The 13936-nt window shown below is 61.3% G+C and carries 10 protein-coding genes; 4 read left to right on the plus strand and 6 right to left on the minus strand.

Translation table 11 applies throughout. The features are described 5' to 3' along the window. Positions 1-990: a Gmad2 immunoglobulin-like domain-containing protein gene (locus E4021_RS06405; protein WP_136457552.1), complete on the plus strand. Its 990-nt coding sequence runs from the start codon at positions 1-3 to the stop codon at positions 988-990. A gap of 204 nt (positions 991-1194) precedes the next feature. Next, entirely contained in the window at positions 1195-2157 is a 963-nt protein-coding gene (locus tag E4021_RS06410; protein ID WP_136457554.1) for an ATP-grasp domain-containing protein, read from the plus strand. A 71-nt stretch (positions 2158-2228) separates the two neighbouring features. Here E4021_RS06410 and E4021_RS06415 read toward each other — a convergent pair whose 3' ends face one another. After that, positions 2229-2633, minus strand: a complete 405-nt coding sequence (locus tag E4021_RS06415) for a DoxX family protein (RefSeq protein WP_136457556.1) — start codon at positions 2631-2633, stop codon at positions 2229-2231. 99 nt (positions 2634-2732) lie between these two features. Continuing rightward, on the minus strand, positions 2733-3179 hold the full coding sequence (locus E4021_RS06420) for a hypothetical protein (RefSeq protein WP_136457558.1): 447 nt from the start codon (positions 3177-3179) through the stop codon (positions 2733-2735). A 59-nt stretch (positions 3180-3238) separates the two neighbouring features. On the opposite strand from E4021_RS06420, the gene E4021_RS06425 reads away from it, so the two are divergent. After that, positions 3239-4306: a branched-chain amino acid aminotransferase gene (locus E4021_RS06425; protein ID WP_136457560.1), complete on the plus strand. Its 1068-nt coding sequence runs from the start codon at positions 3239-3241 to the stop codon at positions 4304-4306. Between the two features lie 96 nt (positions 4307-4402). On the opposite strand, the gene E4021_RS06430 is transcribed toward E4021_RS06425, so the two are convergent. The 3 genes from E4021_RS06430 to E4021_RS06440 form a co-directional block, all read right to left on the minus strand. Beyond that, positions 4403-5443 carry an FAD:protein FMN transferase gene (locus tag E4021_RS06430; protein ID WP_136457562.1) on the minus strand — a complete coding sequence of 347 codons (1041 nt, stop codon included), beginning with the start codon at positions 5441-5443 and terminating at the stop codon, positions 4403-4405. 97 nt (positions 5444-5540) lie between these two features. Continuing rightward, positions 5541-6578: a glycoside hydrolase family 43 protein gene (locus E4021_RS06435; protein ID WP_211096981.1), complete on the minus strand. Its 1038-nt coding sequence runs from the start codon at positions 6576-6578 to the stop codon at positions 5541-5543. A 166-nt stretch (positions 6579-6744) separates the two neighbouring features. Beyond that, positions 6745-9873, minus strand: a complete 3129-nt coding sequence (locus E4021_RS06440) for a PD40 domain-containing protein (protein ID WP_136457564.1) — start codon at positions 9871-9873, stop codon at positions 6745-6747. Between the two features lie 333 nt (positions 9874-10206). Here E4021_RS06440 and E4021_RS06445 point away from each other — a divergent pair, with 333 nt between their 5' ends. Next, entirely contained in the window at positions 10207-12006 is a 1800-nt protein-coding gene (locus E4021_RS06445; protein ID WP_136457566.1) for a glycoside hydrolase family 15 protein, read from the plus strand. 58 nt (positions 12007-12064) lie between these two features. On the opposite strand, the gene E4021_RS06450 is transcribed toward E4021_RS06445, so the two are convergent. Beyond that, positions 12065-13897 (minus strand): ABC transporter ATP-binding protein, encoded by a 1833-nt coding sequence (locus E4021_RS06450; protein ID WP_136457568.1) that lies wholly within the window; start codon positions 13895-13897, stop codon positions 12065-12067. Between the last annotated feature and the right edge of the window lie 39 nt (positions 13898-13936).

The raw sequence follows: 13936 nt of genomic DNA on the forward strand, positions 1-13936 counted from the left end.
ATGACGCTACGACTCCTGTTTTTCTGGTCCGCGGTATTCCTGGCCGCCGGCTGCACTGATAACGCGAACCCCGATTCCGAAACCGCCCGCAAGGGGTACGCTAACCCGGATTACGGACTTTCACTTCAACTTCCCGAAGACTGGACCGCCGTCGAAAATACCCGGGCCCCCTCGGGGGTGGTCGTGAGCGTATTTCCCCTGGACCGCTCCGGCGGACTCAATCTCCCCCTGGACATTCACGGTGCGGGCGACCTGCCCTACCTCACCGTCTGGCCCGGTGGCCTCGGAACGGAACCGCCGGCGGGGCGATCAATCACTTGGGGCGAGGCCGAAGGGGCGCTGCCGGAAACCGGATTTGCGGTCAACGAAGAGCGGTCCACGGTATTCCAACTGGCCGACGGCTCTCCTTGGGGGTACTTGCTTTTCCCGGCTGCCCGGCCCGCCGGCTGGGGTGAAGGCGGCTTCGTGTTTGCCCAGTACCGGACCGACGGCCTTACCGTGAACTGCCGGGGTGCCGACGGTGCCACCAAATCCACGCGCGGTTGTGACCCGCTGGGCGGCGACGTAGTGAGCCGCACGGGTACCGTCAACGCCGCTTCCCGCAATACAATCAACGCCCTGCTGGCCTCGCTCTCGCTCACCGAGGCTGCCCGGGAACCCGTTGAGGCTATGATCCGGGTAACGGCCCCCGATCCGAATATTGAGGTGCGTTCTCCCTTGCAATTCAGCGGCGAGGCCCGCGGATCGTACTACTTTGAGGCCGATTTTCCGGTACACCTGGAAGGGGCGGATGGGAGGCTCCTGGCGACTGGCCTCGCCACCGCCCAAAGCGACTGGATGACGACCGACTGGGTGCCCTTTACCGGGAGCCTCGAATTCGAAGCTCCCGACGATGAGCGGGGCTACCTGGTCTTCGAGCGGGCCAATCCCTCCGGCCTGGAAGAACACGCCCACAGTTACCGCTTCCCGGTAATTTTCCGACCGCGTTAATTGCTCCGCTGAACGACGATCCGTTGCCGGGCGATCGGACTTCCTTGCTCTCGAAATTGTATGGTGTACACACCCGGCACGAAGGTTCCGCGTGATCGCCTGCCACACCGCCCGGCCCCGGGCAAAAGCCTGGCACCCGCGGCCCCGACCTGGTAAACATTTGCGGTAGCGCCGGTTTATGGCTTAACACAATCAAAACACTCTATGAAAAAGATCGGTATTCTTTACGGGCGCGAACGCTCCTTTCCCCCCGCGGTCATCCAGCGGATCAACGACAAGAACGTGGACGGCATCACCGCCGAGCCGGTGAAGATCGACAAGGTAGGACAGGGCCTTAACCCCGGCTACGCCGTGATCATCGACCGCATCAGCCAGGACGTCCCCTTCTACCGCGCCATGCTCAAGAATGCCGCCGCCACCGGCACCGCCGTGATCAACAACCCCTTTTGGTGGAGTGCCGATGAGAAGTTTTTCAACAACGTCGTGGCCGTGGGACCCGCCGGCGTACCCGTACCGAAGACCGTACTGCTGCCCAGCAACGATCACCCGGACGATACCACCGACGAAAGCTTCACCAACATGGCTTACCCCCTGGACTGGCAAAGCATCTTCAATTACATCGGCTGGCCAGCCTTCATGAAACCCCACGCCGGAGGTGGCTGGAAGAGCGTCTACAAACTGGACAACGCCGAGCAACTTTGGAAGGCCCACAAAGAAACCGGTCAACTCGTGATGATGCTGCAGGAGGCCATCGACTTCACCAGCTATTTCCGCTGCTACTGCATTGGTCGCAAGCACGTGAAGATCATGCACTACGAGCCCCGCAACGAATTTCTCGACCGCTACAAGGTCAAGCACGACGTTAGCCAGGAACTGCTGAACACGATTCACGACTACGTCCTCAAACTCAACGACTGGCTGGGCTACGACTTCAACACGGTCGAGTTCGCCGTGCGCGACGGCATCCCCTACGCCATCGACTTCTGCAATCCGGCCCCCGACGCCGACAAGTTCAGCGTGGGCGAGGAGAACTTCGAATGGGTCATCGAGACCGCGGCGAGCTACGCCATCGAGCGCGCCCAGCAGCAGCAGGAAGGGCGCGACAACCTGACCTGGGGGAAGTACATCCGCACCGCCGTGGACGGAACCTACGCCTTCGGACGGTAGGTACAGCCTTGAGCCGGACAAAGCTATCTCGCGTCGTCCGGCTCATGACTGATTATTCCGGTAAGCGGCGCTTACCGGATCTTGTCGACGAACAATTTATGGTCCAGCGAATACCGGCCCGGCCCCGCAATCAGGATCGCGGTGGCGGCAACAGCGTAATTGAGGGGGTTGGCGACCCGCCCCCAGGGGTCTCCGCCGGCGTAGTGTACCAGGAAGGCCGCTACGAGCATGGTAATGATGTAGGGAATGGTGGCCAGTCGGGTAAAGAAGCCGATGGCAATGAGGATGCCGCCGATAAATTCCGCGCTGCCGGCCAGCACCAGACTGAGGCTCGGTCCCAGTCCAAGTGGGTCGAGGAACTGAAAGTCACCGTTGATGATCTTCATCATCTTGCCGAGTCCGTGGCCGAAAGCCATCTCGAGTCCGAACCAGAGGCGGAGGATAAGTAAAGCGACGTCGATATTTCCTTTTGTCATAACTACCGTGGATTTGCCGGGGAAAATACTGGCCGGCGATTGTTTTTCCCGGACCTTTCTACCGTTCCCCCCGTTTGATCTACGGCTCGGCGGACTGATCTAATCGTTCGTGCGGGCGAAGCCATCCTTGACCGCCGTCCAGAGTGCCGCCGCCGCCCGGTTGTCGCCCGCCGCTTTCGTCTGCTCGATAAATTCCAGGCTGTCGGCCTGCAGGTAAGTCACGCCGCCCACGGTAACGGAATAGTAATTAGCCACCTCAAAGTGCAATCCCAGCCGCGCCGGGTCGTAACCAAAGAGCAGCACCTTCGAGACGCCCAGGTTGCGGCACAATCCGGCCAGGTCGAGGGGGCGGTCGGCGGGCCATTCCAGCAGGTGCAGTTCGGTGCCGGGATTTTCGTAGCCGGCCGCAGCCAGGATACGCTGCAGAAAGGCCCGCAGGGAAAGTTCACCGAAGTAGAGTACGAGGAGGGAAAGGTCGCGCCCGGGGCCCAATTTGGCGAGCGCTTCGGCGTGGTCGGGCTGCGAAACCAGGGTGAAGGGTAGCATGGGCCAAAAGTAGGGCGTACATTTCTGCTTGTCTTACCTTTACAGCAAATTTTGCCCCAATGACCACCACAACCAGTACCATCCGGGTAGAGCGCGTACAACAGTCGCGCCTCGATACCGTCGATTTTAATAACCTGCCCTTTGGCAAGATCTTCAGCGACCACATGTTCGTCAGCGACTACCGCGACGGCGAGTGGACCGACGACCGCATCATCCCCTTCGGTCACTTCACGATGCACCCGGCGAGCATGGTCCTGCACTACGGTCAGGCGGTCTTTGAGGGCATGAAAGCGAGCCTGCACGAAGACGGCACCCCCCTGCTGCTGCGCCCCGACGAGCACGCGCGGCGCCTCAACGCCAGCGCCCGCCGGATGATGATGGCCGAGTTCCCCGAAGACCGCTTCGTGGAGGCCATCAGTCAACTGGTCGCCCTGGACAAAGACTGGATCCCACCCACCGAGGGCAGCGCCCTTTACCTGCGGCCCTACATGTACGCCACCGATGAGTTCATCGGCGTGCGCCCCAGCGAATCCTACCGCTTCTGCATCTTCACCGCCCCCGTGGGCCCGTACTACGCCAAGCCGGTGCGCCTCGTGGTGGAGCAGCAGTACGTCCGCGCCGTTCCCGGCGGTACCGGGGAAGCCAAGGCGGCCGGCAACTACGCCGGCTCCCTGCTGCCCGCCCACCTGGCCCAGGAGCGCGGTTTCGACCAGGTAGTGTGGATGGGCGGCCCCGACCGCACCCAGATCCAGGAGGTAGGCACCATGAACATTTTCTTCGTGATCGACGGCGAGGTCATCACGCCCGCCACCGACGGCGCGATCCTAAAAGGCATCACCCGCAAGATGTTTATCCAGATCCTGAAAGACCGGGGCATCCCCGTTACCGAGCGCGTGATCGAGATCGATGAGGTCGTCGCCGCCTCCGAGGCCGGCACACTGCAAGAGATCTTCGGCGCCGGCACGGCCGCCGTGGTCAGCCACGTGTCGGAACTGCAGTACAAGGACAAGCTCATGACCCTGCCCCCCGTTGAGGGCCGCAAGATCGGGCCCATGCTCAAGCGCCACATCGACGGCCTGCGCGCCGGCAAGGTGGAAGACCCCCACGGCTGGTCCGTCAGAGTATAGAGCCGCCTCCGGGCACCGCTCAAATAAAGGCACGCCTCCGGTTTCGGAGGCGTGCCTTTTCTCTCTTACCAGCCATGCGGCAGGGCCGTCGCTCTCCTACCCCTCTTCCAGCTTTTTTCGCAGCCCTGCGGTGGCCCGTACTTCCAGCGAATCATTCGCGCCCCGCACGAGAAAATACCCGTCCAGTTCCGAGTGCCCCTCGATCAGCCGCACCGCCTCATCCGGCCCCAGGACCATACAGGCCGTGGCGTAGGCGTCGGCCGTGGCGCAATCGTCCGCCAGAATACTGGCGCTGAGCAGCCGGTTGCGCTCGACGTAGCCGGTACGCGGGTTGATGGTATGGCTGTAGGTTTCGCCGTCTACCTCGTAGAAATTCAAATAGTTGCCGCTGGTAGCGATGGCCCGACCGTCTGACAGCGGGAGGGTGCCGGCGGCCGCAACTTCCTGCGCGCCCTCTTCCGGCAGCCGGATGGCTACGGTCCAGGGGCGGCCGTTCTTGGTGCCCCCGCCGCGCATCTCTCCGCCGATATCGACCAGGTGATTGGGCCTACCGCGATCCACGAGCAGCCGACTGATCAGATCCACGCCATACCCCTTGGCGCTGGCGTTGAGGTCCAGGGCCACGCCGGGCAAATCCTTGCGCAGAAAGCCGCTGTCGTACGAGATCCTTTCAAAGCCAACGAGTTCCCGCACGGCGTTAAGGGCAGCGGTGTCGATGGCCGAAGTGCTGCGCTTTTCCCCGGTACCGAAGCCCCAGAATTCCACCAAGGGAGCCACGGTTGGGTCGTAAGCGCCATTGGTGGCACGCACCACTTCCGCGGCCAGTTCCAAATTGGGCAGGAAGTGCAGGGTACCCGCCAGACTGATACCGGTGTCGCTGCGGTTGAAGCGTGAGATGGTACTCCCCTCCACCCAGGGCGACAATTCCTGGTTATAGGCTTCCAACAGGCTGTCGACGCTTTCTTGCAGGCCGTCCACCCGTTCACCGAGGTAGATGATGCGGTAATAGCTGCCCATCGCTTCGCCGCTGATCCGGTTGGCCGGGAGGTAGTCGTTCGGGTCGGTGTTGTCACAGGCGGTGGTGACCAGGGTCAGGAGGAACAGGATCAGGGCGGGGACGCAGGTGCAATGTCTCATATAATCCAGCAGGCTAATTAGGCATATGCAACCAGTGCCGCCGGAGCTTAGTTCCCGACTCCGCCACCCGTTTTTGCGCTGCGTTGGAATCGCAGAACTAGCGGTCGTTCGCCAGCGGGCGGGCCTCCACCCCCGTGAAGGTCATTTTCACCGGCCGGATGGTGCCGTCCTCATTAAAGTATATGCGATCGATACAGGTGACACGGTGGTCGCGGTCTTCGTTCGGGATCGGCCGACGGTGGTAAACCATGTACCAGTCGTCGGTGTCCGGCACCCGGATGGCGCTGTTGTGACCTGCTCCGGTGGCGATGGTGGAGTCCGCCTCCAGAATGGTGCCCTGGCGGGGAAAGGGGCCCAGCGGCGAATCCGCCATCCCGTAGGCAACCTTGTAGGTGGCGTTGGTCCAGCCGCCTTCCGACCACATCAGGTAGTAGATGCCCTTGCGGCGAAAAAGGAAGGGGCCCTCCACGTAGTTCTCCGGCGTGATCTCGTGGAAGAGCTGTCCGTCGTCCCAGGGTAGGAAGCCGGTGAAGTCCGCATTAAGCCGACCAATGTTGCAGTGCCCCCAGCCGCCGTAGTAGAAGTAGTGCGTGCCGTCTTCGTCGCGGTAGACGAACTGGTCGATGGGCTGCGCGTCGTGGTAAAAGGTGTCGAGCAGCGGACCCCCGACGTGGTCGCGGTAGGGACCGGCGGGGTGATCCGCTACCGCCACCCCGATGCCGCCGTGGTGATTGATGTCGTTGTCCGGATCCCAGCCGGGCCTACTGGGCCGCTGTACGTCGTTGCCCGCGAAGAAGAGGTAGTATTGACCGTCCTTCTCAATGGCCGCCGGCGCCCACAGGGCCTGCCGTACCCAGGGTACGATAGTGGTGTCCAGAATGCGTTCGTGCTTCGTCCAGGTCACCAGATCGGGGGAAGAAAAGGCATCGAGGTGCAACTGGTCGGTGTAGTCCGCCGAGTAGGTCGGAAAGATCCAGTACTCATCGTCAAAGACTACCGCCTCCGGGTCGGCGTACCACCCGGGAAAGATGGGATTACCGGAGGTGGCCGGCTCGTCACCATTGGTGGTGGGGGCGGCCGTCTGACAGCCGAAAAGGATAAACAGTAAGCTGAGGGAGAACAGCGAGATACGCACGACCAAGGTGAAACGAATTTGGTGTCGACACCAAGATACACTACTCGGCATTCCGGCCATCACCGCCGCGCTCCGGAAACAACAAGCCGCCGGTCTCCCGAAGGAGCCGGCGGCTTATGGGGCATTGTTGATCAGGGGTAATACCCTTGTCCGTAGTCCCGGTTGCTTACCAGCCCGGCAACAAGTTCACCCCGAAGTTCCAGGAACCGCCCTGGATGAGGGGACGGGCCAGGTAGGGCTCCACCACGATCTGTCCGAAGACGTTCACGCGGGCGCTCACGCCGGCCGTAAAGATCGGCTGCACCCCGGGTCGCACCACGAAGGGCTCGCCGGTAGCGGGGTTGATGATGATCTCCCCGTCCTTGTCGAGGGTGTACTGCGGTCCGCTGAACTGGTTGAAGTCGGTGAAGGCCATACCCCCATCGATGAACAGGTTAAGATCGCTGAACAGGAATTTGGACTTGATCAGCGCCAGCTGCTCGGGGCCGGTGAAGGGAATCCGAAGTTCGAGGTTCGAGATCAGCAGTTTGCTGCCGATCAACTCGTTGATGTTGCGGCCGGCACCGTCCAGGGCATTGACGGCATCGTTGGCGTTCAGTCCACGCATGTACCAGGGGCTGCCCACGTAGAGCGGGAACAGGTCGTTGCCCTCACTGCCGTACCTTCCGTAGTGGAGGGCGCGGAAGGCCAGGGCCCCCTTGCCGAACCAGAGGTAGCGTCGGTAGTCGGCATTCACGGCGGTGAAGTTGAACTCACCGACGTACTGGTCGGCCCCCAGGCGGAACCGATGACCACGGATCGGCGCGGTGAGCCCGAAGTCGGCGTTGTCGCCCACCAGGGCTACGCCACCGTTCAGCAAACTGAAGCTTTCGCGCTCCAGGTCCTTGCGCCGCTCGGGCTGTACGCTCGTCTGGATGGGGAATCCGGTGACCGGATTGAAGAAGCGGGCGTACTCGTCAACCCGGTTGTTGTAGTGGCTGGCGCTCACGCTGCCCTCAAGGCGCAGGTTGGTGTTGAACGGCAGGGAGGCAAAGGCACCCACCTGGTTCTGGTACAGCCGGCTGATGATGTAGGGCGCATTGATCAGGTTGACGTACTGGTCTTCGCCTACCTGGATTGAATCCATGAAGGGCGCGATGGTGCCGAAGTTGCGGTAAGGGATCCGGCTGAGACTAAAGCCGTAGTTCAGGCGTGTCTTGCGGTTGACCCAGGCGACGCTGCCGCCGAAGTCCGTGATCTCGCCGTTCATGCTCAGCGCGGTGAACAGCTGGTTGTTGCCCAGGATGTCGCTGAACAGCAGCTGTACGCCGCCGGCCAGTCCGGTAGTGGTACCGAATACCTGGTTGGTCCCGACACCGGCCCCGGCTCCGCCGCTGGCGTAGTCGAGCTTGAACTTCGGACGGTACTCCTGACGCGTAATCTCGTCGGAAGTGATCACGTCCTGCTTATCCATGTTCGTGAGCAGTTGGTCGACCACCAGCGTGGCCCGGCGGTTGAGGCGCGGCAGGGTGGCCGGCGTCAGGTCCACGGAATCCTTGTCCACGGGCAGGGCCTCCATGTTCTTGACCAGGGTGCCGTACAGCTTGTAGCCGTTCTGGTTGAAGTAGGTGTAGATCAGCCGGTTATTGCTCCGGTCGATGCTCATCGCCGGGGCGTAGTGGGTGATGCCGGATACGCCGGTGAGGAGGTCGGTCATCTGCTCCACGACGTCGGTGGCCGGATCGTAGCGGTAGATGTTGCGGAAGCCGTCGCGGTTGCTCAGGAAGTACAGCTTGCCGTCGGCACCCTCAATGGGGTTGAGGTTATCGGCACCGGGGAACACCTTGATCTCCCGGCTCTCGCGGGTGGCCACGTCCAGGGCGGCCAGGTTGAAGCGCAGGGCCCCGTGGGGGCGCTCCTGCAGTTGCATGCCCCGGGCGTCGGTGCTGAAGTAGATCGTTTGGCCGTCGGCCGACCAGCTGGGGTGGATCTCGCTGTAGATGTCGTTCGTCAGCTGAGTGGCCCGGCCGCTGCGCACGTCGATGGAGTACAGGTCGGGCTGCCCCTGCACCAGTCCGGACACCACGATGGACTGCCCGTCGGGCGACCAGCTCGGGAAGGTAAAGGCGGGCAGGCCTTCGACGCGAATCTCCCGCTTGGCCTTACCGCTCTCCACATCGGCAATGATGAGGATATTCTGGCCCTTGCTCACCCCTACGTAGGCAAATTGCTTGCTGTCGGGGCTCCACGTACCACTGTTCTCGATGTAGCTGATCTCGTCGACGTGCGACTTCAGCGAGGCGGTGCGGATCTTGCGGATCTTTTCCCCGGTGCGGGCGTCGGCCAGGAAGAGGTCGATGCTGAAGAGGTCCTGCTCCGAGAGGTAGATCATGTACTTGCCGTTCGGGCTGATCTCGGGCGATACGTTGATGCGGCCGCCGTTGTTGTCGGGGCCTACCAGTTCCTTGCCCACGAAGCGGTCGGTCTTGGCGTCGCCGATCTGCTCGCCGTAGGTCTTGCGCAGGGCGTCTTCCCAAAGGTCACTGAACTCTTCAAACTTGTAACCAAGTACCATTTCCGTGGCGCGCTCCAGTCCCCACTTGGCGGTGGCCCGGAAGTAGGGGTTGATTACCTCGTCGCCCTGCAGGCCGGTCACGAACGACCAGAAGGCCTGTCCGTAGCGGTAGGGAAAGTATCGTCCGCGGCTCAGATCCTTCAGACTGGGCACGTCGTCGTTGAGCACCGCGTCGCGCATCCACATGGCAGTAAAGGGATCCACGGAGCCGATGCTGAGGTACTCCGCCAGTCCCTCGACCATCCACAGGGGCAGTTTTTGCAGGTCGCGCAGACTGGTGCTGTCGCCGCGGATCACCATGTCGTACTGGAAGGCGTGCACGAGTTCGTGGCCCAGTACGTGGTGGGTCTGGGCATTGGTGTGGGCTACGGGCAGCACCACGCGGTTCTTGAAGGCTTCGGTGACCCCGCCGGTGCCGGAGCCAATGGGGCCGCTGATGGCGTTGGTCTGCTGGAAGTCCGCGTGGTTCGCGTAGATAATCATCGGGTTTTTGAAGTCGATGGTATCCCGCAGGACCAGCTGGTGTATGCGGTACCATTCCTCACTGTCGTTGAGGAAGTTCTTCAGCCACTCTTCGTTGTCGATGTAGGTGTACAATTCGAAGTGGGGCGACTGATAAACGTCGAATTCGAAGTTCTCGTAATTCGGTTTATTTTGCCCAAAGGAATTGAATCCCTGGCCGGGCAGGGCGAGCGGCAGCGCCATGAGCGCGGCCATCAGGCTGAGGTATATGGATTTCATCGGATGCACTGGTCTTATGGGAATACTTTCACTGTAATGACACCCGCTAGACGCATCTCCCCCCAAGCCACGCTTGTCGTATAGACTTAACAAAACGTTATTTTCAGGGGTTCGGCGGCGGCGCGCGGGTGCCGGAGCTGGTAGCTGATGCCGGCGGCTGTGGTTTTCCGGCAGTTTACCCGAGGCCGCTTCGGTTTACCCCATTTCGCGGATTTAGCCGACGGATCCACCGACCCGGCGGCTTGTCCGGTTGGCGGGCACCCGCGCTCCGCCGCCCCCGCCCGCGCGCCACCTTTTCTAAACCAGGCAGACAATCCGCGGTTGAACCATGCAATGAGCCAGACCTCTTTCGATTACCCGGACCGCTACCTCCCTATCGCCGAGCACGGCATTATCGGCAACCTACACACGACGGCCTTGGTGAGTGTGACCGGAAGCATCGATTTCATGTGCCTGCCGCGCTTCGACTCCCCCACCGTTTTCGGGCGCTTGCTCGATGCCGACCTGGGGGGCTTCTTCGCGTTCGAGTGCGTGGCTTCCGATACCAAAAACAAGCAACTCTACCTGCCGGGCACCAATATCCTCCTCACGCGCTTCTTGAGTGAGGACGGGATCGCGGAACTGACTGACTTCATGCCCATCGTGGACGAGGAGCGGGACTTTGCCGTTTTCCGCCGCCTCAAGGGCGTCTATGGCCACCACAGCGTACGGGTGAAGGTGGCACCCCGCTACAACTACGGTAGGTCGGGCGTACTGGCGGAGAAAAACCCCGACGGCCGCGGCTACCTCCTCCGCGACCCGGAAGGCGTGCAACCCACCATGCTGCTCTTGTGCGACGTAGAGATGGAAATTACGGAGGAGGGCCTTACCGCCGTGATTGACCTGCACCAGGGCGACAACATCGACTTCATCCTCACCCTCAACGAAGGTGTTGACTTCGATCTCGACTGGATGCACTGCTTTACGGGATGCCGTAAATTCTGGACGGAGTGGTCAGCAAAATGCCAATATGATGGCTTCTGGAGGGAGGCCGTGCTGCGGTCGGCCCTGGCCCTGAAATTGCTCACCTCCGCCCGATACGGCAGCACCATAGCCGCCGCTACTTTCGGATTGCCGGAAAAGATGGGCGGGTCGCGCAACTGGGACTACCGCTACACCTGGATACGCGACGCGGCCTTTACCATGTATGCATTCCTTCGGTTGGGTTACACCCGCGAAGCTGAGCAATTTATGGACTGGATCCGCGAGAAATGCATGAACCACCTTCAGCTCATGTACGCCGTCGATGGAGAAACCAACCTGACGGAGGAAGCGCTGGAACATCTCGAAGGCTACCGCGGCAGCACGCCGGTGCGCATCGGGAACGGCGCCTTTGACCAGAAGCAACTCGACATCTACGGCGAGCTCATCGACACCATCTACCTCTACAATAAGGCCGGGGGCAGCATCACGCACCAGTTCTGGCAGTCGATCGTCGTACTGGTGGAGTACGTTGTGGAGCACTGGCGCGACGCCGACCACGGCATTTGGGAGGTACGCAGCGGCAAACAACGCTTCCTGCACTCCGCGGTCTGCTGCTGGGTAGCCATCGACCGGGCCATGAAGATCGCCGACGACCGCAGCCTGCCCTGCCCCATGGACGAATGGCGCAAGGTGAGGAACGAGATCTACGCAGAGATATTCAACGATTTCTGGAACGAGGAGCTGCAGTCGTACGTGCAATACAAAGGCAGCGACGTACTCGACGCCAGCGCGTTGCTGATGCCCCTGCTGCGGTTCGTGAGCAGTCAGGAACCCAGGTGGCTGAAGACCTTCGACGCGATCGAGAAGAACCTGTCGGCCGACGTGCTCATCTTCCGCTACAAGCTCGAGCACGGGGCTTCGGACGGCCTGGAAGGGGACGAGGGGGCATTCGCCATCTGCTCCTTCTGGTACGTGGAATGCCTGGCTCGGATCGGACAGCTGGACAAGGCTACGGTGGTTTTCGAAAAAATGCTGGGCTACGCCAATCACCTCGGGCTGCTCAGCGAAGAGATCGGACTGCACGGGGAGCAACTCGGCAATTTCCCGCAAGCATTCTCACACCTGAGCCTGATCTCCGCGGCTTTTCAGATTGACAAGAAGAGGAAGTAGTTGTTTAGGCTATTAGTTCTTTAGGCTATTAGGCTATTAGTTCTTTAGGGGGGGCGCATCATCGGTAGCCGGCGGCCTGCAGGTCGAAAAGTTCGGCGTAGCGGCCTCCGAGGGCGATAAGTTCTTCGTGGCTGCCTTCTTCGACCAGTCCGCCATACTCGAGGAAAAGGATGTGATCGGCCATGCGGACGGTGCTGAAGCGGTGGCTGATCAGGACGGCGGTTTTGCCTTCGATCAGGGCGGTGAAACGCTGGAAGACCTCGTATTCCGCACGGGCATCCAGGGCACTGGTGGGCTCGTCTAGGATAAGCAGCTGGGCGTCGCGCATGTAGGCCCGGGCGAGGGCGATCTTTTGCCACTGTCCGCCGCTTAGGTCGACGGAGTTGGCGAAGCGCCGGCCGAGCAACTGGTCGTAGCCGTCGGGCAGCGAATCCACTACCTCCTCGGCGAGGGATTTGCGGGCACTGTCGGTTATGCGGGCCTCGTTTTCGCTTTCCTCCACCCGACCTACTACGATGTTCTCGCGGGCCGTCATCTGGTAACGGAAGAAGTCCTGAAAAATCACGCCCACGTTGTCGCGCAGGGAAGTGATCTCATACTCCCGCAGGTCGCGACCGTCGAGCAGGATGCGCCCTTCGGACGGCTCGTAGAGACGGGCCAGCAGCTTCACCAGGGTGGTTTTGCCGGCGCCGTTCTCCCCCACCAGGGCCACCTTCTCCCCCGCCGGTAAGCGGAACGACAGGTTGCGGATGGCGTATTTCTCGCTGTTGGGGTATTTGAAGCTAACATTCTGAAATTCCCACCCCTCCTTGACTACCTCGGGGAAGGGAATGGCACCTTCCCGGTCGGCGATGTTGGGGCGGATGGCGAAGAAATCGAAGAGGTCCTGGAGATAAAGGGCGTTCTCCCCGATCGTGGAAAAGCGCGAGAGGATGGTTTGCAGGCCGGTCTGCATACGCCGAAAAGCCCCCGCAAGGAAGGTAAGCGAACCCACCGTGATCACTCCGTTGATGGTCTGAAAGATGATGAGCACGTAGGCGCCGTAGTAGGTGATCGAACTGATCGCGCTGAAGAAAGCCCCCCACCCCGCTCGCCGGATGGCCAGCTTGCGGTTGACGTGGTAGTACTTCATGGACAGTTCCCGGAAGCGCTCCGTGATGAAGTCGGCCAGTCCGAAGATCTTCACCTCCTTGGCGGTAATGTCGCTGGCCCCGATGTAGCGCAGGTAATCCAGCTCCCGACGCTCGGGCGTCCAGCTGCGGGTCAGGCTGTAGGCTTGCTGATTGAAGTAATTCTCCTGCACGAAACTGGGGATCACGGCCACCACCAGCAGCAAGATGAGCCAGGGATTGAAGGCGGCTACGCTGACGCCCAGCACCACCAGGGTTACCGTGCTCTGAAACTGCGCCAGAAGTTGTGAGATCAGGGTCGAGCGTCCGGTAGTCTGCCGGCGGGCGCGTTCCATTTTGTCGTAAAATTCGGAATCCTCGAAATGGTAGAGATCGAGGATCGCGGCGTGCCGCATGAGGTCGACGCTGGCCTGGTTGGTATAGAGGTCGCCGAGCAGGCTGTCGACCAGGTTGATGCCGCGACTAAGCAGGTCAGAGGCCAGTGCCAGCACCAATTCCAGGGCGATCATCTTCCAGAGAAAGGTGGTATCGCCGGTGCCTTCGATGATGAACAGCACTTCGTCGATGATCAGCTTACCGACGTAGAGGATGGCGGTGGGCAGGGCGGCCTGCAGCACCCGCAGCACGATGTTGGTTACCGTAAGGGAGGGGCTCGTTTTCCAGATCAGCCGGAAGAACGGGGGAATGTTCCGTAGTGCGGTGAGTTGGTCGCGCCAGGTTCTTTCTTCAGGGGTTCTGCCGCGACTTCGTGCTGGTGGCATGGCAAGCTAACAGCGGGTCAGGGGCGGAGGTTGCCGGGG

This window comes from Neolewinella litorea, from assembly GCF_004803465.1.
Taxonomy (GTDB): Bacteria; Bacteroidota; Bacteroidia; order Chitinophagales; family Saprospiraceae; genus Neolewinella; species Neolewinella litorea.